We start from the raw sequence: 19798 nt of genomic DNA, 5'->3' as shown, positions 1-19798 counted from the left end.
ATGGCTAAAATTCAAAATACGGCATACAACGAAGAAGCGATCCAAGTACTCGAAGGCTTAGATGCTGTCAGAAAACGGCCAGGGATGTATATCGGTTCAACGGATACACGCGGTCTTCATCATTTGGTGTATGAGATTGTCGACAACTCGGTCGATGAAGCGCTTGCAGGACACGGAGACAAAATCACGGTTACCATTCATGACGACAACAGCATCAGTGTCCGGGATTACGGACGCGGCATGCCTACAGGAATGCATCGCAGTGGAAAACCAACACCGGAAGTTATTTTAACGGTCTTGCATGCCGGCGGGAAATTCGGACAGGGCGGTTACAAAACAAGTGGAGGTCTTCACGGTGTCGGTGCGTCTGTTGTAAATGCACTGTCTAAATTTTTGGAAGTGACGATCTACCGCGATGGTAAGAAATACCGCCAACGCTTTGAAAATGGCGGCAAGCCGGTGACGACATTGGAAGAAATTGGTTCGACTAAAGAAACGGGCACCTTGCTGCACTTTTTGCCGGACGAATCCATTTTCTCCGTATCGAAATACAATTACGAAACCCTTTCAGAACGTCTGCGCGAATCGGCTTTTCTGTTGAAAGGACTGAAAATTGAGCTGTTTGACCAGCGTACGGAAACGAAAGATATTTTCCATTACGAAACGGGCATTGAAGCTTTTGTTGCTTACCTCAACGAGGAAAAAGATGTGCTGCACCCCGTAGCGTATATCGAAGGTCAGCAGGACGAAATGGAAATTGAGTTTTCATTCCAGTTTAACGACGGCTATTCTGAGACGATCCTGTCGTTTGTCAACAACGTCCGGACACGTGACGGCGGAACGCATGAAACTGGCGCTAAAGCTGCAATGACACGGGTGTTCAATGACTATGCGAGAAAAATCAACTTGCTGAAAGACAAAGACAAAAACCTGGAAGGCTCCGACATCCGTGAAGGGTTGGCGGCCATTGTGTCTGTCCGCATCCCGGAAGCGCTGCTGCAGTTTGAAGGGCAGACCAAAAGCAAATTGGGAACGAGTGAAGCACGAAGCATCGTGGACTCGGTCGTTTCCCAGAAATTAATGTACTTCCTGGAAGAAAATGCAGATCTCAGCGCGTCTCTTGTACGAAAAGCCATTCGGGCATCACAGGCTCGATTGGCGGCTCGAAAAGCCCGGGAAGATGCGCGAAATGGCAAAAAACGCAAAAAATCGGATGCGTTGCTGTCCGGCAAATTGACGCCTGCGCAATCACGCAACGCCTCGAAAAACGAATTGTATTTGGTAGAGGGAGATTCGGCCGGCGGTTCAGCAAAACAAGGACGCGACCGGACATTTCAGGCAATTCTTCCGCTGCGCGGGAAAGTCGTTAATACCGAAAAAGCGAAGCTTGAAGAAATCATGAAAAATGAAGAGATTTCCACTATCATCCATGCCATTGGCGGCGGTGTGTCATCTGATTTTTCGATTGACGACATCGCCTACAACAAAATCATTATCATGACGGATGCGGATACGGACGGTGCACACATTCAAGTGCTGCTATTAACGTTCTTTTTCCGTTACATGAAGCCTTTGATTGAGGCCGGCAAAGTGTTTATTGCGCTGCCGCCGCTGTACAAAGTATCTAAAGGCGTTGGCAAAAAAGAAGTGATCGATTATGCATGGACCGAAGCGGATTTGGATGAGTCCATCAAAAAAGTCGGCAAAGGCTACACCTTGCAACGCTACAAAGGGTTAGGTGAGATGAACGCTGACCAGTTATGGGAAACGACCATGAACCCGGAAACCCGTACGCTGATTCGTGTAACCATTGAAGACAGTGCGCGCGCAGAACGCGGCATCACGACCTTGATGGGCGATAAAGTGGAACCGAGACGCCGCTGGATAGAAAATAATGTCGATTTTGGACTGGAAGATGACAGCAACATTCTAGAAAATGATTTGATTCACGCTGAGGAGGAACTTGTATGACACAAACCGAAAAATATCAAGATTTGCCGCTGGAAGAAGTCATCGGCGATCGGTTTGGCCGTTACAGCAAATACATTATCCAAGACCGGGCGTTGCCGGATGCCCGTGATGGATTAAAGCCTGTTCAGCGCCGAATTTTATATGCGATGTACCACGAAGGCAATACCAACGATAAAGCATTCCGGAAGTCTGCCAAAACGGTTGGTAACGTTATTGGCAACTACCATCCGCACGGAGACAGTTCCGTTTATGAAGCGATGGTTCGTTTGAGCCAAGACTGGAAAATCCGCCACATGCTCGTTGAAATGCACGGCAATAACGGTTCGATGGACGGGGATTCGCCAGCTGCCATGCGTTACACCGAAGCCCGTTTGTCCGCTATTTCTTCCGAATTGCTGCGCGATATCGACAAGCGTACCGTGGATTTTATTCCAAACTTTGACGATTCAGATATGGAACCGACCGTTTTGCCTGCCCGATTCCCGAACCTGTTAGTCAACGGTTCAACAGGCATTTCTGCCGGTTACGCGACTGACATTCCGCCGCATGCGCTTCATGAAGTACTGGATGCAGTATTGATGCGCATGGACAATCCGCAAGTAACTGTTGCCGAACTGATGACCGTCATTAAAGGCCCAGATTTTCCAACAGGCGGCATTATCCAAGGGGTGGATGGAATCCGCAAAGCGTACGAAACCGGAAAAGGCAAGATCATTGTCCGTTCAAAAGCTCAAATTGAACCGTTAAAAGGCGGAAAAGAACAAATTGTCATCACGGAAATCCCGTTTGAAGTCAATAAAGCCAATATGATCAAGAAAATCGATGACCACCGATTTGACCGCAAGCTTGAGGGCATCTCTGAAGTACGGGATGAATCGGATCGAAGCGGATTGCGCATCGTCATCGAACTGAAAAAAGATGTACAGGCAATGGGAATTTTAAGCTATCTCTACAAAAATACCGATCTGCAAGTCAGCTACAACTTCAACATGGTGGCTATCTACAAGCGCCGCCCAACAATGATGACCTTGCAAACCATGCTGGATGCATACATTGAACATCAAAAAGAAGTCATCACCAAACGCTCGGAATTTGATCTTCAAAAAGCGAGCGACCGCATGCACATTGTGGAAGGTTTGATGAAGGCCTTGTCGATTTTGGACAAAGTAATCAAAACGATCCGCTCTTCAAAAGACAAACGCGATGCGAAGAACAATTTGATATCGTCGTTTGATTTCTCAGAAGCCCAATCGGAAGCGATTGTTTCGCTGCAACTTTACCGATTGACGAATACTGACATTACCGATTTGCAAAAAGAAGAAAGCGATTTGAAAAAATTGATCGCTGAACTGACGGGCATTCTAACCAGTCCAACTAAGTTAAAAAACGTCATCAAGAAAGAATTGGCAAGCATCCGTAAGCAATTTGCTGAACCGCGCCGTTCGGTCATTGAAGACAAGATTGAAGAAATCACCATCACACGCGAAATCATGATTCCGAGTGAAGAAGTCGTGGTGACGGTAACAAAAGAAGGCTATGTCAAGCGGACCAGTACACGTTCACATGCCGCTTCAAACGGCAAAGACTTTGCGATGAAAGAATCGGATTACCTGTTGTTCGAAGACAACTTGAACACGCAGCACACCATTCTGATTTTCACCACTGCCGGAAACTTTGTATTCCAGCCGATCAACGAGCTGCCGGATATCAAATGGAAAGACTTAGGCCAGCATTTATCAAGCATCGTGCAATTAGATGCCAATGAATCGGTTCTTGCAGTCTTTCCATTCGAGAACTTTGAGGCAGATGCCAGTATTTTAACTGTTTCGAAACTGGGCCAAGTCAAACGGTCGGCTTTGAAAGATTACCAGATTCAGCGCTATTCACGCGCCATCAAAACCATGAACTTGAAATCAGATGACGCGATGATTTATGCCGCATTGGTGACGAAGGAAACCGAATTGTTTATTGGCACAAAACAAGCTTACGGCGTTCGTTTTCCGATGGATGAAGTGCCGCTTACCGGACTTCGTACCGGAGGCGTCAAAGGCGTCAACTTAAAAGACGGGGACGAAGCCGTTTCTGCAGTCATGATTGATCCGGAAGTAAAACAGGAACTCGTACTGATCACCCACCGCGGTGCAGCGAAAAAAATGAAGCTCCAAGAGTTTGAGAGCGGCAGCCGGGCCAAGCGAGGCGTTGTTATGCTCCGGGAGTTAAAATCAAATCCTCACCGTGTAGTCGCAGTGATTGGTGCAACGGGCAAAGAAGAAATTATTCTGGAAACCGATAAAGGTATCCGCATGCCGCTGGTAGCAAATTCGTTGAAGAATGTGGACCGCTATTCTAATGGTTCCTTCATTGCAGATGAAGCAAGTGATGGCAAAGTAACAGCAGCTTATCGATTCGATAAAAAGGAATAAGTACAAAATAACCCTGAACTCTCATTCAAGAGTTCAAGGTTATTTTTTATGAATAAATATATTACCATTCAAATGAATATTACTTTTTTATTCATCTAAAATTTAGTGAATAAAAATGACTGAAGCTTAAAGTATGGATAAAAGTCAACAGTTACATGTTCATATAAAATAGAGGAAATAAAAAGTTTTCGAACAATTGTCGCAATTTTCTCTCCAATTCAGCGAGTTGATGTGTTAGAGTAGTGAGATAAATAAAAATAAGAGGGTGACATCTATGACGAAAACCACCACCATCACAGAGCTTGACAGGGAAGTGGCATTTTCAAAAGTATCCGTGGAAGAAATCATGGTGGCTAACCAAGCCCTAAAGGATGTCGTCATCAAGACGCCATTGCAAAAAAACGAACTGCTGTCGGCACGATACGGCTGCAATGTGTACTTAAAACGGGAAGATCAGCAGGTCGTCCGGTCGTTCAAGCTGCGCGGTGCCTATAATTTCATTCGCAGCCTGAATGCAGCTGAACGTGCTAAGGGGATCGTCTGTGCCAGCGCAGGAAACCATGCACAAGGTGTAGCGTACTCATGTTTTGCATTAGGAATTGAAGGAAAGATTTTCATGCCGCTGACAACACCTCGCCAAAAAGTGTCGCAAGTCAAACGGTTTGGCGGGGACAAGGTGTCCGTTGTGTTGACGGGGGACACCTTTGATGATTCATTCACAACGGCTATGGACTATTGTACGGCAGAAGAAAAAGTCTTTGTTCACCCATATAACGACAGCCGCATCATCGCAGGACAGGGAACCGTTGCGGTGGAAATTTTGAACGATATGCAGGAGCCGCTCGACTTTCTGTTTTGCGCTATCGGCGGGGGCGGATTGGCTTCAGGCGTTGGCTCTTACTTAAAAGGCATTAGCCCTGCGACTAAACTAATCGGTGTGGAACCGGCGGGTGCTGCCGGCATGAAAACGTCGCTGGCTAATGGCAAAGTCACGCGTCTGGATACCATCGACACGTTTGTAGACGGTGCTGCAGTCAAGCAAGTGGGGGACCTCTCCATGGCCATTTGTTCCAAGGTATTGGATGACATTGCCCTAGTCCCAGAAGGCAAGGTCTGTACCACTATTTTGCAGCTGTATAACGAGAATGCCATTGTTGCGGAACCGGCAGGCGCGTTGTCTGTTGCGGCTCTTGATTTTTATAAAGATGACATTAAAGGGAAAAATGTGGTTTGCGTGATCAGCGGTGGCAATAATGACATTGAACGGATGCAGGAAATTAAAGAAAAATCCTTGATCTATGAAGGACTCAAGCATTATTTTATCGTTACGTTTCCACAGCGTGCCGGTGCACTCCGCAAATTTATGGAGCAGGTGCTAAGTGAGACTGATGACATCACTCATTTTGAATACACAAAACGAACAAATCGCGAAGAAGGACCGGTGCTGGTCGGTATTGAATTAAAGTTCCGGGAAGACTATGAGCCGCTGATTGAACGGATGGCAGAAAACGGCTTTCCTTACAAAGAAATCAACAACGACTCCTTGTTGTTCAATTTATTGATTTGAGGATTTTCTATAGTCCTAATTCTATTCAAAAGGGCGTTCGCTTTGTGCATAGGCACTGAGTGGACGCCCTTTCAATGTAGCTGGTAATCGTCCTCTATAAGGACTCGACTAATGGTATAGTAGAAGCAATAACAAGAACGGGGTGAAACAAGTGGAGAAACGGTGTTTATGGGCACAAAGCAACCAGCTTATGCAAAACTATCACGACGAAGAATGGTGCAGGCAAAGCTGGGACGATCGGTACATTTTCGAATTGCTGACGCTTGAAGGCGCGCAAGCGGGTTTATCGTGGAACATTGTGTTATCGAAACGTGAAGCTTATTTAGAAGCTTTCCATCACTTTGATGTGGCGCAATGTGCCGAGCTTACAGATGCCGATTTGGCAGCCATCAAAGAAAATTACACAGTCATTAAACATGCCGCCAAAATTCAATCCGTCCGTACCAATGCTCAAGCGGTTCAACATGTTTTAGAAGAATGGGACAGTTTTGCTGCGTTTTTGTGGAGTTATACAGACGGCAAGCCAATTCACAACCAGTGGAAAACCGATGCAGAAATCCCGGCCCAGTCTCCGTTATCGGTTCAACTGAGCAAAGACTTGAAAAAGCGAGGATTTAAGTTTGTAGGACCTGTGACCACTTACTCATTTATGCAAGCCATTGGAATGGTCAATGACCACATCGAAAGCTGCGCCTACCGAACACCGAAAAAATGAACGATTTTTAAAGCGCGAAAATGAAGGGCAGAGAAGCTGTGTTATTCCTTCTCTGTTCTTCTTTCTTCACCAGAGAGTTTTAATTCTGAATAAAATTAGTTCGAATATAAGCGATTCAACCTAATCATCCCGCCATTCGATCTCCAATTTATCAAGACTGTCGGTCAATACGGTATCCAGATCCATTAAACAAACATTGAAATCCAGGACATTCAGCAATTCAATACCGTTTCGGTACAGGCTGTAATGCCAAAGGTAGCTGAAGTCTTTGTCCGGATCTTGACGGTTAAATTCCATCATTAACGTTCGGACAAAATCGTCCAAACTGCCAAAGTAAATCGAGCTGTCTTGCATATTTGGCCAGCGCCCCACTTTTAAACCCGGCAAAGCTTCAACTACAGGTTTTCCGTTCTCTAACGGATTTTCTGGATTGTATTTTCCATTTGGTAGTACCACACTAAACTCGTCAGCCAATTCTAATGCGACGGCCAGAATTTCTTCCCAGCGTGGGAAAGAATCAATATTATAAATCATTGAATACTTAATCACGGCAACTACCTCTTTTTCTTTAAACGGGGGAAATGCTTCTGTCTTCGAAAGCTTTTTATCGTCTTGTTTTTTTGCACTAGAGCTTAGGGCGTTTCTGCTGTAAACTGAGAAATAAGAGAGACTTCTTTTTACGAATTGTTTCAGGCGACTTATATAACTAATGATACGATTCTTTCTATCCAAATAAAACTAGTTTATTAAACGCCTGAACCATGAGTTTGGCCAGCTGTTGATCCTTAATTACAATTTTTAGTATATCCGTTTCTGTTTTGGTTGAAAAAATAGAAACGAGACACAAAGGGGGATTATGCGATGTTAAACTTAAAATACTTGGATTTGCTAGCACAAAAATATGATAGCGAAGAAAAAGTCGCCACTGAAATCATCAACCTGGAAGCGATTTTGGATCTGCCCAAAGGAACGGAACATTTTGTGAGCGATTTGCACGGAGAATTTCAGGCGTTTCAACACGTATTACGAAACGGTTCCGGCAATGTCAAAGTAAAAATTAGAGACTTGTTTGAAAACGAATTGAGCGAAAAAGAGCTTAATGAGTTTGCCACATTGGTTTATTATCCGGAAGAAAAAATGCAATTGATCAAAAGCAATTTCACCACCAAAAAAGAATTGCACGACTGGTACATAGAAGTGATTGAGCGGATGCTGAAGCTGATTTCCTATGCAGCTTCCAAATACACGCGCTCAAAGCTGCGAAAAGCTTTGCCGAAGCAGTTTGTTTATATTATCGAAGAACTGTTGTACAAAACAGATGAGTTTAAAAACAAAAAAGAATATTACGCTAAAATGGTTGAGCAAATCATTGGATTGGGACAAGCGGATAAATTGATTATTGGCTTGGCGTACACCACCCAGCGTTTAACGGTGGACCACCTGCATGTTGTAGGAGACATTTACGACCGTGGACCGGATCCGCATAAAATTGTCGATACACTTATTGATTATCATTCGGTGGATATTCAATGGGGAAATCATGACGTTCTGTGGATCGGCGCATATGCGGGATCAAAAGTATGCCTGGCGAACATTCTGCGCATTTGTGCGCGCTACAACAACCTGGATATTATTGAGGATGTCTATGGCATTAATTTGCGGCCGCTGCTGAACCTGGCGGAGAAGTATTACGACGACAATCCTGCGTTTCACCCTAAGCGGATTTCAGATGAAAAACTGACAGAGCAGGAGCAGCTGCAAATCACCAAGATCCATCAAGCGATTTCAGTCATTCAGTTTAAATTGGAAAGTCCGATTATCAAGAGGCGCCCGTGCTTTGCAATGGAAGACCGCCTATTATTGGAGAAGGTCGACTATGAAAAAATGGAAGCCACCATCCATGGCAAAACCTATCCATTGGAAAATACGTGTTTTGCAACAATCAATCCGGACCAGCCCGATGAATTGCTGGAAGAAGAACAACTGGTCATGGACAAACTGTTGTTTTCGATGCAGCATTCAGAAAAAATGACGCGCCATATGAATTTCCTGATGAAAAAAGGGAGCCTTTACCTGAAGTACAATGGCAACCTGCTTATTCATGGCTGTATTCCACTTGATGAAGAAGGCAATATGGAAACAATGGAGATTGAAGGAAAGAGTTACGCTGGACGTGAGTTGTTGGATCTTTTTGAATATTATTTGCGGTATTCATTTGCACATCCAGAGGAAACCGACGATTTTGCGACCGATATGGTTTGGTATTTGTGGACTGGTGAGTACTCCTCACTTTTTGGGAAGCGTGAAATGACTACTTTTGAACGCTACTTTATAAAAGACAAAGAGACCCATAAAGAACGCAAAAACCCTTATTATTATTTGCGTGAGGACGAAGAAATGTGCCGCAAAATGCTTGAAGAGTTTGAATTAAATCCAGATCTCGGCCGCATTATCAATGGGCACACACCGGTCAAAGAGCGGGACGGGGAAAACCCGATCAAAGCGAATGGCAAAATGCTGGTCATCGATGGCGGATTCTCAAAAGCTTATCAGTCAACCACAGGAATCGCCGGATATACATTGTTATACAATTCTTACGGCATGCAGCTGGTTGCCCATCAACTGTTCAATTCAAAAGAAGAGGTGCTGCAAAATGGAACCGATGTATTGTCCATTAAGCGGCTGGTGGACGAAGAACTGGAACGCAAAAAAGTGCGGGAAACGAACATCGGTGAAGGACTGTTGCAAGAAATTTTCAATTTAAACAGCTTGAGAGAATATCGGTATACGAAGAGAGCTTCATTCAAAGTGAAATAGCAAAAGGAAGAGCCTCAGCGGCTGCGCTGGCTCTTCCTTTTTTTCAATGGGAATTAAGATTAATGTCTAAATACGGTTTATATGTGCCACCATCTGTTTCTTCATAGATTCTAATAAAAGTAACTCTAAAAACAGGGTACGATTGCAGCTCTTCTTCCGCTAAACGTTTCATGGTCTTTAATTCTCCTTGTGTGATTCCATTAAAAGTCTTAGCTAAGGTTATATGTGGTGTGAAATCTTCCAACTCAAAATACTTTTTTATGAATTCTTGAGTTGGAGAAATGGTTCTGACCAGCACGTTATGGAGTTCGACTAGTTCAGGAGATTGTGCACTTAAATACAAGATGTCTCTACCAAAGATATGGGGGTCACCAACAGTTAATTCAAATGAAGAAAAATTGGCACATATCTTTCTGACTCCATCAATCCATGTTTTGTCCTCAGTCAATCCACCTTGCGCTTTCAACGTCAAATGTGGTTCAACTGCCGCAGTCATCCCTTGAAAATTATATTTTTTCTGGAAGTTTGTGATTTTGGATTTTAATTCCTCCGGCGGCACAATGCCAATGAAGTACTGCAAGGAAATCCTCCTAACTAAACACTATATGTTGAGATGACGATTTTGACTTGCTGGTATTTCGCACATCAGCAATGTCTCCTGTAATTTGTTCCAACTCTTTTAGGAATCCAGCGGAAAACATCGGCTTGCTTTGAATTTTCCTTCTTAGCGCCGGCGCGTCCAAGGGTGAGGCGAAGCAAGGAGACAGGCGCACTTTCCCTGGCTTCTTGCGGGAGCCCTGCCCCCGAGCGGCCAAAGCGGTGGGTAACAGTTGGTTTCTGTAGTTCAACTTATATAGAAGTTCTGAATTGTTCTACTTAGGAAGCATACTTTAAAAATTTACCCCTTCACCGATTCACGAACGTTTAGTGATTTTCTGTTCTGTTCAGGCTGTTCTAACTTAGGGCCAAGCTGGAACAGCAAAACGCCTCCGCTGATCAACAGCACACCGAGCAGAGACTGCCAAGTGAAAGGAACTTTGTCGAGGCCGAACCAGCCGAGGGTATCCCACATCAGGCCAAAGAAGATTTGGGATACCATGATGAGTGAAATGGCGCGGCTGGGTCCAAGTATCTGGACGCCTTGGGTCACACAGGCGACGACGCCAACACCGAGTATGCCGCTGAACCAAAACCAGGGTTGTGCCTGGAAGTTAAACAGGGAGCTGCCTTCAAACGCCAATCCTGCAGCCAGAGAAGCCAAAAAACCAAGCAGCAACACCAGCGCTGTAGTGGACCAAACACTAATCTGTTTTTTTACATTGGCATTGAATGTGTTTTGAAGGCAGACAAATGCGCCGCCAAGCAATGCCAGTAAGATGCCGATTGCCATATCCTGTTTGCTCCTATTCGTATATATTTTGACCTGCTTGTGCAAGCAGGGATGCGCGGTCGACGATGGTAATCTTGCCGCGCTTTTTCGTGATCCAACCGGCCTGTTGAAATTGCAGCAAGACCCGGTTCAAATGCCGGTAACTCGTACCAATCAAATCTGCCATGTCGACAAGGGAGGTCGCATCAAGCTTGGGTTGTGTAGGAGTCATTGACAGCAGGTAGCTGGCCAAGCGAATGTCCACCGGGTACAGCAAGTTGAAATTCATAGCATACGATTTGAGTTCAAATTTCTGTGTAATGGTTTTTAAAAGAAACGCCAGCCACGCGGCATTGTCGTTCAGCACTTTTCGCAGCACTGCATAAGGAATTCGGATTACGCGCGTGTCGGAGACGGCTTCTACTGTGTTAATGAGCGGGCAGTGCTGGACATATTCGATATCTCCCACGACATCGAATGGACTTTTAAATGCCAAAATCAGGCGTTTCCCTTCAGGGGACAGCATAGAGATTTTTAACTTTCCTTCGACCAGCAAGTAAAGCGCTTCAGCATCGTCGCCTTGAGACAGCAGCCGCTCTCCGGCGGTTAAATTGTCGATTTGCATGGTTTGCTGGATCTGTTCCGGAAATAAATGCTCCAGTTCGTATTGGCGAAGGTAAGTAGTGATAGATTTTTCCATTGTTACCCTCCTTACCACTTTAATACAACAACGCCAGCGATCATTAAGACGAGTCCTGCAACTTGTGTGCGGCCGATTTTTTGCTTGGTCATGTCAAACCAGCCTTTGCCGTCAATCAGGACAGCCGTCATAAGCTGTGCAATCAGGAAAACGCCGATTGTCAGCGTAACACCCATTCGGTGGACAGCGGTCATATTGCTGTAAAGGACAACAGCTGCCAGCATTCCGCCAGAGGCATATAGCAGAGGCACTTGTGTTAAGTTTTGATATGTTCGATCCCGCAGCGATAAGACAATCAAAAATGCTAGGACAAATCCTGTGAACTGGGTCATCGTCGCTGCCTGCCACGTGCCGATGCTGTCGCTGATTGTGGCATTGGCAACACTTTGAAATGTCAAAAAGAAGCCGCCGGCCAGGGCAAAAAGTGTGCCTTTCATTCTATCCACTCACCTTTCTTTCCGTTCACTTTACGGAACTGACAAAGGGTTGAAAAGGACATATGTCCCTTTTATCATTGTAGCGAATACTGGATAACATTACAGAAGTATATTCAGGCGATCGATCCTGCAGCTTTACTTTTCAAGTTTTAAAAGGGCAATGAGAACTAACTTGAAAAAAGCGGACAGATAAAGAAAAAATAGATGCCGTATCGCTTTTTTAGTACAGGTGGATAAAATTTATCAGCCCAGGCAAATATATTTGTGGTAAGCTACTGACATAATATCTTGATGAGATAGAACGCTTTTTTACTAAAAAAGTTGGAACATTTTATTTCATGATGATCAAGAGCGGAGCGAATAGCCATGTTAAAAGAACAAAGTAGGTACTCAAGACTGGCAGAGTTAACAAAAGTCATCAACACAAAACTGGAGCTGCACGAGGTGCTGAATCATGTCACTGCAGCTATCTCGGAAGAAATTGTCCAGTGCGATTCTGTTGGAATATACTTGCCGAATGGTCCTGGCAGCTTTAAAGCAGTGGCTGGAAAACCGGAATCCATCAACGGCCACTCCATTCTGTCGCAAAAAATCAATTTGGAAACAGATCCGTTTGCGAAAGATGTGGTCACCGCAAAACAAACCATTTACATTCCAGATACTTCCAAAGACAGCCGGCCCAATCCAGGAGCGGTCGCTGCTTTCAATATCCATTCTCTGTTGGGTTTGCCCATTGTTTACGAAGACCATTTATTTGGCCTTGTTTTTTTGTTTGATTGCGGCAAGCCTATGAATATTTCGGGGCTTCAAATTCAAAGCGTTGAAGCTTACGTCAACATGGCTGCAGTTGCCATTCAAAATGCCAATAATTTAAAGCAAAAAGAACAATTAATCGCAGAGAAGCAATTGTTGCTTGATGCCAACCGTGAACTTTCTAGGTGTTCAACTGTAGAACAAAGCTTGGATATTTGCTTTCATTACTTAAGCAAAACGGTCGACTGTAAAAATGTAGCGGTTTATTTAAGAAATCCAAACAACTTGGATCGCCTGGACTTCAAAGGAATGAGCAAAGAAGCCGAATGGACAATAAGCGAATGGGAACGCGCATTGGTGGATATTCAAACAAACCTGAAGCACGAAAATACGATTTATGAAGTAATCGGCGAGCAAAAGATCAAGTTTATACCTAGTGAGGAAAGATGCCGTTTGCTGCTTATTCCGTTGATCTCCAAAGGAGAGTCGTTTGGACTCGTTGCGATCGCCTGCTTGATGGAAACGCTGCAGTCTGACGAGAAATCACAGGTGCATTTGGCGCAGTCGATTGTTGACGCAACAGCTTTAACGTATTCCAACTTAACGTATATGGACCAACTCGAGCTGCGCGTCAAAAACCGGACAAGTGAGCTGGCCACGGCAAATGAAAAAGTTACCAATGTGATTGACAGCATCACGGATGGTTTTTTTGCATTAAACAAAGACTGGGAAGTGATTTACATCAATCGCCACCAGGCGTTGCCGATTGGAAAAACTGCTGAGAATGTGCTAGGTGAGACCATTTGGTCGATTTTCCCTGAAAAGTTCCACGATATTATATACCGTGAACTTTCCCGTGCTATGACTGGACGGCTGCCGGTTCATTTTGAAATATCTTCTACAGCAGAATCGTATTGGTATGATGTGGTTGCCTATCCATTTGATGACGGCATCTGCTGTTTGTGCAAAAATACTACCGAGAAAAAAATCTATGAAAACGAACTAAAGCGCCTGTCCAATCTGGAATTGATTGGACAGATGGCTGCAGGAATCAGCCACGAAATAAGAAATCCGATGACGACAGTTAGAGGATTTTTGCAATTGCTGACAGACAATAAGGAATTACAGCATTTCAATACATATTTTGAACTGATGATTGAAGAACTGGACCGAGCCAATTCCATCATTTCAGAATTTTTGTCGATGGGAAATACCCAGTCATCAGATTTAGTAAAGCAAGATTTGAATGCTATTATTTGTGAAATTTCTCCGTTACTAGACATTGATACGTTCAATCAAAATAAGTTTATTCAATATGAAACCGGGCCTATTCCTGAGATGTTCTTAAACCGGAATGAGATTCGCCAATTGCTGATCAATCTTTGCCGAAATGGTCTTGAAGCTATGGAACCAGGGAAAATGTTGACAATTCGGACGTACATGGAAAATGACAAAACGGTGGTTCTTGAAATTCAAGACCAAGGAGAAGGCATTGAAGAAGCGGTATTGAAAAAGATCGGCACACCGTTTTATACGACAAAAGACAATGGCACTGGCTTAGGGCTAGGTGTTTCCTACGCCATTGCTGCGCGCCACAATGCAAAAATTGAAGTGCAATCGAGCAGCGAGGGCACCATTTTTGCAGTGAAATTTCATTATGAATGTTGATAGCTGTTGACTTGAAACAAAGAAGAACGAGATGCAGCTGCATCTCGTTCTTTGATCTATGGAATTATTCATGGAAAGAAAGAGAGTGAACGCCATGGTGGAAATCTGGGATTTATTTAACGAAAAAAGAAAATTGCTGGACAAACAACACATACGCGGCCAAGCATTACAGCCGGGAGAATACCACATTGTAGTGGAAATCTTTACGTTTAATAAGGACGGCAAGCTGCTGATTACTCAAAGAGATGCGGCGAAGACATATCCTTTATTGTGGGAATGCACAGGCGGATCGGTAACAGCTGGTGAAACAAGTTTAATGGGAGCGGTTCGAGAGTTGAAAGAAGAGACGGGGCTTAGAGCTAATCCAAAAGACCTGCAACTTGTCGGCAGCCTGAAAAAAGATGTCTATTTCTTAGATAGCTACATTTGGAAAAGCCCGACGCAAATTGACTCAACCGATTTCAAGTTGCAACCTGGGGAAGTGTGCGATGCCAAATTTGTTACGTTGCATGAATGGGAAGCAATGAATGAGCATCAATTGGTTGTTCCGAAAGTATGGAAGCGTTACCGGCATTACAAAAGCAGAATTGAATAATTATGAATGGTATGGGAGGAGGGTTTAGTGGTTTTGGAAAAACAGAATAACAATTCAGCATTTTCAGTGCCCAAGCATATCTTGTCGGCAGCAGCCATCGTGCTCAACGATAAAGGTGAGTTGTTGTTAATCAGAGGGCCGCGAAGAGGATGGGAAATGCCAGGTGGACAGGTTGAGGAAGGTGAATCGATTAAAGAAGCAGCGATCCGAGAAGTAAAAGAAGAAACAGGCATCGACATTAAAATAGAGAAATTTTGCGGTGTCTTTCAAAATGTGGAAGACTCTATTTGCAATATGCTCTTTTTGGCGAAACCGATTGGCGGCAAAGAAACCATCTCTGCCGAGAGCTTGGAAGTGGCATTTTACCCAATAGCAGATGCACTGCAGATGGTTACTTGGAAAAACTTTAGAGAACGAATTGAGTATTGCCTCGATGACAGCAGTCATCCGTTTTGCATAGAATTTTAGGTGCAGTTAACAGGACGTAAGGAAAAGGCCGGGAGCAATGGTATTTGCTTCCGGCCTTTTTTGGTTTGAAAAGATTTTATTCGTCTTCCAGCTCTTCAATCAGCCTTTTCATTTCAGCAATTTCTTCCCGCTGCGCTTGAATAATTTCATCAGCCAACTCGCGAACTCGGGGATCGGAAATATTGGCTCTTTCACTCGTCAAAATGGCGATTGAATGATGAGGAATCATCGCTTTCATCCAGCCACTGTCTTCAACCAGTACTTGACTGCGTGCCAGCCACAGTGAAAGTGCAAATACAACCGCACTTCCTGCCAAAATTAGCGTATTGGCCTTTTTATTCTGGTACATGGGCCGCATGAACAGCAGCATAACAATCGCCATAACGGAGCCCATTATCAAAGCCATGTATATACGGGTTTCACTGAAAAGAATGTGGTCCAATTGGAACACGTTCAAAAACATCAACCAATACATTATAAATGTTGATGTGAAAATCATGATTCCAAACTTCAAATAAGCATTCATAAGACATCCTCCTTTATCAATAGATTCTATTTGATGCTTCTTTATAGTGTTTACCATTTTATAGCCACAATAAACTCCATAAAAACTGCATAAATAGGTTGAGCATCTTTAATACTTAAGGAGAGTCCTATTTCTAAATCCAGTTCCTAAAAAATAACAATGGTTAATCTGGAAAATGGTATGATTATTTTAATGAAATGACAATAGTTAGGAGGTATTAGGTGGATGTTTCAACAATAATTTCCAAATTGAAAAAGGAAAACATACTGCCAGCGGTTAGTTGGCAATCCAAGCCTTTGACGGGTGGAACAATGAGTCGAGTGTTCCTCCTTCATGAAAAAAACAACAAGTCCTATATCCTCAAGCTAAACAATGCAAGTGTCACCAAATTAGAAGCTGATTTTCTTGTAATGTATCAAGAGATAACGTTGTTGCCAAACGTTGTAGCGGTAGATTCTTGCCATCGATATATCGTCTATGCACACATTCCCGGATCTACTGTCAAAACCATCAGCAGCAAGAAAGAGATTCTCCAAACTCTTGCTGTCCGTTTAATCAATCAGTACCAGGCTGTTTCTTCAAATGCAGGGTGGGGGCGGCAAGATGCGCCAGCAAGTTCGTGGCAACAATTTTTATCGCAAGAAGTGCAGGCAGCACGAGAATTAGTAGAGCCATTTCTAAAAAAAGAAGATATACCTATCACAGTCCCATTGCCGATTGAACAAAATTGGGACAGGGTTCAAAAAGAGCCCTATTTGATCCATGGCGATTGTGGATTCCATAATTTTATTGTGTGTGAAGAAAGGTTGATGGGTGTAATCGATCCCACGCCTATTTTAGGATTTCCACACTACGATTTGATTTATGCGTTCTTTTCATCACCAGAAGACTTGTCAAAAGACACATTGGATTCCGCTATTGCAGAGCTTACAGCGGAACTGCCGGAACAGAAGTTGCTTTATGAAGAAGTGCGGATTGGCTTGTACGTCCGGATCGCTATTTGCATTAAGCATCATCCAGCAGACTTGCCGGCATATTTAAAGGCTTGGGATTATTGGAGCCAGATAGCGGATAATTCTTAACGGCTAACGCAAACTTGGCTTTATGAGTGAAAGGAGAGTGGCAGAGTGAAAGAAAAACTCATTTTTTCATTTCTGGTCATCCTGACGACCGGATTGATGGGATCTTCCTTTGTGGTAGCCAAAATTGGATTGCTCTATGTATCCCCCTTGTTATTGGCAGGAACACGATTTACAATCGCCGGCAGCATCATGATCCTTTTTGTGTTGCTGTTCAAACGGAAACACCCGGAAACGGCTGTAGAGTGGGGGAAAGTCGTGCTGATTGGTGCTGTTCAAACCGCCGGCGTCATGGGGGCTATTTTTTTGAGCTTGAGAAGCATTACTTCTGGTGAATCCGTCATTCTCACTTTCATGAATCCTTTATTGGTGGTGATATTCGCAACATTGGCTCTCGGCATGCGCTACCGAATCGTTCAGTGGCTCGGCGTAGTTATCGGATTTCTGGGTGTTTTCGTCACGATGGGAAGTCAGTTGGGCATTGGAATTGGGACATTTTTCGGCTTTTCGAGTGCGGTATTTTGGGCAGTGGGAACACTGCTAATTAAGAGGTGGGGAGTCGCCATTGATATGTGGGTGTTGACCGCTTACCAGATGCTGTTTGGCGGACTCATTTTGCTATTGGGTTCTGTCGTGTTGGAAGATGCTTATTTTGTTCTCAATAAAATAAGCATCTCTATTCTGCTATGGCTTTCCATTCCAGCATCCATTGTTCAATTTACAATTTGGTTCCATCTTTTGCAAAAAGGAGATTCCGGAAAAGTAAGTGCCTTTCTCTTTTTGGCACCTTTTTTCGGCATCCTGTCCGGATGGCTGGTGTTGGGAGAAGAAATTGGATTGCCTCTGTTGATCGGCGGAAGTTTGATCTTCACGGGAATTTTCCTTGTAAATTGGCCGGAGAAACGGATAGGAGTGACAGTTTAAAAAGTAATTAACCATGAGTAAGAAGGGAAGCGGATTATGTTGATTACGATTACAGGAGAAAAGATTAGACTTATTAGTGCAACAGCATCCCTTTTGGATGCGCTTTATTACTGGCGTTTTGAGGACATTCATCAGGAAGCCAAAAAATGGAACGGCCCTTACATTCCAGAAGCATGGCTGAGCAAAGAGCAACACCGAAAACAGTGGCTGGAACAAACAGTGATTGCCAAAGATGTACCTGCCTCTCTCGTCATTATTGCCGATAACAAAGCGATTGGCTATGTAGGAGCTTATTGGGTAGACATAAATACAAACTGGCTGGAAACAGGCGTCGTTATTTATGATACCGATTATTGGAACGGCGGATACGGTTCGGAGGCCTACCGACTGTGGATAGACTTCTTGTTTACATCCACCGATTTGCACCGATTGGGCATGTCGACTTGGTCAGGCAATGAACGGATGATGAAAGTCGCTGAAAGGCTCGGAATGCGAGAAGAAGCACGCATCCGAAAAGCACGAATCGCAGAAGGAAAATATTTTGATGCCATTAAAATGGGGATGCTGCGCGAGGAGTGGGAAAGTGGAGTGATGTAACACTGATTCTGAAGTTTTTCCAGAAAGGAACAGGGAAAGTAGAAAGCCTTGGAGGCTATCACTAGTGTGTGATAGTCATCCAAGGCTTTTTAATGTATTGGTAATGGCTTATTTATTGTTTAAAGTTAAAATTTGCTTTAACAGTTGATTCAAAATCATCGACAATAAACTGGCCTGCTTTTCCGCTCAGGTTTTGTTTAGCGTGCTCAATTGTCAATAATTGGCGATCTGGCGATAATTTAAAAGAAGTCGGTTTTACAGGAATTTCAGTTCCATCTTCTAAAATAATCGTGAAGTAAAAGAAGTCAGCTATTTCGATAGCACTATAATCAGCTATTGCCGGCTCTGTCAAGGTAATGACAGTAGTAGTAGCAGAGTCTACTTTAGCACTTGAAGCTTCTGGATAATAGAGCCAATCTGTTGTTGTTTCGATTGTTTTGTATAGCAGATTCGCATATTCCCCACGTGTAATGTTGCTATGTGTTCCATAAGAAGTCGGTGTCTTACCTGAAGTGATTTCTGCACCATACAATGCTTCGATATACGGTTTGAATACTCCACCTGCATCAGAAAAAGGGGTTGGTTGCTGATATTCTTCCAACTCAAATGCGACAGACAAGAATTTAGCCATTGCTCCACGGCTTAATGGAGCAGATGGTTGGAATTCAGTTTTAGTTACTCCAGATACAATTCCTTCTTCTGCAAGTGCGTTTACTGAATTACGAACGCGATTGTTCAAGTCTTTAAAACCAGCATCTGTCGGGCTTTCAGTATCCAAGAACAGTAATTCCGCTAAAATTACCGCTGCATCTCCACGAGTTAATGGGTTTTGTGTACCAAACTTCGTTGAGCTTATGCCATCAGTAAGGTCTAGTGTGTATAAGAAATCCACTGCTTCATCATAATTCTCTCCAACGTCTGTGAATGGGTGTAAAGAAGAAGCGGAAGCAGGTGCTGAAATCGTAACGGTTGCTAATACTACAGCAGCAGCTGTATAAATAAATTTTTTGATAGTCAATGATGTATCCCCAATCTAAAAATAATAAGTTCAATTGTAAAAAATGAATACGAAAACAAGTTGCTCCTTCCATTCAATTCGTTAAACTTAGATTATTATAGCTGGTAATACTCTTCTTTGTATAGTAATTTTTTATAATAATTTCTAGTTATTAGTAAATATATATAGTCT

18 protein-coding genes are annotated in these 19798 nt (G+C 43.5%); 11 read left to right on the top strand and 7 right to left on the bottom strand.

Annotation, left to right across the window (positions count from 1 at the left end):
• The 4 genes from parE (at position 1) to AC4EHK_RS09445 (ending at position 6676) form a co-directional block, all read left to right on the top strand.
• On the top strand, positions 1–1971 hold the full coding sequence (gene parE / locus AC4EHK_RS09460; RefSeq protein ID WP_490978550.1) for a DNA topoisomerase IV subunit B: 1971 nt from the start codon (positions 1–3) through the stop codon (positions 1969–1971).
• Entirely contained in the window at positions 1968–4394 is a 2427-nt protein-coding gene (parC, locus tag AC4EHK_RS09455) for a DNA topoisomerase IV subunit A (protein ID WP_490978549.1), read from the top strand. Before parE ends, parC begins: the two co-directional genes overlap by 4 nt.
• 274 nt (positions 4395–4668) lie before the next feature.
• Positions 4669–5961: a threonine ammonia-lyase IlvA gene (gene ilvA, locus AC4EHK_RS09450; protein ID WP_490978548.1), complete on the top strand. Its 1293-nt coding sequence runs from the start codon at positions 4669–4671 to the stop codon at positions 5959–5961.
• A 151-nt stretch (positions 5962–6112) separates the two neighbouring features.
• Positions 6113–6676: a DNA-3-methyladenine glycosylase I gene (locus AC4EHK_RS09445; RefSeq protein ID WP_490978547.1), complete on the top strand. Its 564-nt coding sequence runs from the start codon at positions 6113–6115 to the stop codon at positions 6674–6676.
• A gap of 120 nt (positions 6677–6796) precedes the next feature.
• Here the strand turns inward: AC4EHK_RS09445 and AC4EHK_RS09440 are convergent, their stop codons facing one another.
• Positions 6797–7225 carry a hypothetical protein gene (locus AC4EHK_RS09440; protein WP_490978546.1) on the bottom strand — a complete coding sequence of 143 codons (429 nt, stop codon included), beginning with the start codon at positions 7223–7225 and terminating at the stop codon, positions 6797–6799.
• A 312-nt stretch (positions 7226–7537) separates the two neighbouring features.
• Here AC4EHK_RS09440 and AC4EHK_RS09435 point away from each other — a divergent pair, with 312 nt between their 5' ends.
• Positions 7538–9493 (top strand): fructose-1,6-bisphosphatase, encoded by a 1956-nt coding sequence (locus tag AC4EHK_RS09435; protein ID WP_490978545.1) that lies wholly within the window; start codon positions 7538–7540, stop codon positions 9491–9493.
• Between the two features lie 43 nt (positions 9494–9536).
• On the opposite strand, the gene AC4EHK_RS09430 is transcribed toward AC4EHK_RS09435, so the two are convergent.
• From AC4EHK_RS09430 to AC4EHK_RS09415, 4 genes are all read right to left on the bottom strand, one after another.
• A complete protein-coding gene (locus tag AC4EHK_RS09430; RefSeq protein WP_490978544.1) occupies positions 9537–10073 on the bottom strand; it encodes a 2'-5' RNA ligase family protein in 537 nt (178 codons plus the stop codon).
• Positions 10074–10391: 318 nt separating this feature from the next.
• Complete coding sequence (locus AC4EHK_RS09425) at positions 10392–10883, bottom strand: DMT family transporter (RefSeq protein ID WP_490978543.1); 492 nt, start codon at positions 10881–10883, stop codon at positions 10392–10394.
• A gap of 13 nt (positions 10884–10896) precedes the next feature.
• Positions 10897–11562 carry a Crp/Fnr family transcriptional regulator gene (locus AC4EHK_RS09420; RefSeq protein WP_490978542.1) on the bottom strand — a complete coding sequence of 222 codons (666 nt, stop codon included), beginning with the start codon at positions 11560–11562 and terminating at the stop codon, positions 10897–10899.
• A gap of 11 nt (positions 11563–11573) precedes the next feature.
• Positions 11574–11999, bottom strand: coding sequence for a DMT family transporter (locus AC4EHK_RS09415; protein WP_490978541.1), 426 nt, complete (start codon positions 11997–11999; stop codon positions 11574–11576).
• Positions 12000–12365: 366 nt separating this feature from the next.
• Between AC4EHK_RS09415 and AC4EHK_RS09410 the strand changes: the two genes are divergently transcribed.
• From AC4EHK_RS09410 to AC4EHK_RS09400, 3 genes are all read left to right on the top strand, one after another.
• Positions 12366–14420 carry a GAF domain-containing sensor histidine kinase gene (locus tag AC4EHK_RS09410; RefSeq protein WP_490978540.1) on the top strand — a complete coding sequence of 685 codons (2055 nt, stop codon included), beginning with the start codon at positions 12366–12368 and terminating at the stop codon, positions 14418–14420.
• 94 nt (positions 14421–14514) lie between these two features.
• Entirely contained in the window at positions 14515–15015 is a 501-nt protein-coding gene (locus AC4EHK_RS09405) for an NUDIX hydrolase (protein WP_490978539.1), read from the top strand.
• A 33-nt stretch (positions 15016–15048) separates the two neighbouring features.
• Entirely contained in the window at positions 15049–15483 is a 435-nt protein-coding gene (locus AC4EHK_RS09400) for an NUDIX hydrolase (RefSeq protein ID WP_490978538.1), read from the top strand.
• Between the two features lie 76 nt (positions 15484–15559).
• Here AC4EHK_RS09400 and AC4EHK_RS09395 read toward each other — a convergent pair whose 3' ends face one another.
• The gene (locus AC4EHK_RS09395; protein ID WP_490978537.1) at positions 15560–16009 is read right to left on the bottom strand and encodes a DUF305 domain-containing protein; all 450 of its coding nucleotides are present in this window, start codon (positions 16007–16009) and stop codon (positions 15560–15562) included.
• Between the two features lie 221 nt (positions 16010–16230).
• Between AC4EHK_RS09395 and AC4EHK_RS09390 the strand changes: the two genes are divergently transcribed.
• From AC4EHK_RS09390 to AC4EHK_RS09380, 3 genes are read left to right on the top strand one after another with little or no spacing between them, the layout of a single operon-like run.
• Positions 16231–17091, top strand: coding sequence for an aminoglycoside phosphotransferase family protein (locus tag AC4EHK_RS09390; protein WP_490978536.1), 861 nt, complete (start codon positions 16231–16233; stop codon positions 17089–17091).
• A gap of 45 nt (positions 17092–17136) precedes the next feature.
• On the top strand, positions 17137–18012 hold the full coding sequence (locus AC4EHK_RS09385) for a DMT family transporter (protein WP_490978535.1): 876 nt from the start codon (positions 17137–17139) through the stop codon (positions 18010–18012).
• 39 nt (positions 18013–18051) lie between these two features.
• A complete protein-coding gene (locus AC4EHK_RS09380; RefSeq protein ID WP_490978952.1) occupies positions 18052–18609 on the top strand; it encodes a GNAT family N-acetyltransferase in 558 nt (185 codons plus the stop codon).
• A gap of 112 nt (positions 18610–18721) precedes the next feature.
• On the opposite strand, the gene AC4EHK_RS09375 is transcribed toward AC4EHK_RS09380, so the two are convergent.
• Complete coding sequence (locus AC4EHK_RS09375) at positions 18722–19627, bottom strand: S-layer homology domain-containing protein (RefSeq protein WP_490978534.1); 906 nt, start codon at positions 19625–19627, stop codon at positions 18722–18724.
• Positions 19628–19798: the final 171 nt, after the last annotated feature.

The sequence above is a fragment of the Planococcus sp. TJ-307 genome (assembly GCF_058268435.1).
The sequence above is the reverse complement of the archived record's forward strand: the minus strand, read 5'-3'. Positions and strand labels throughout refer to the sequence as shown.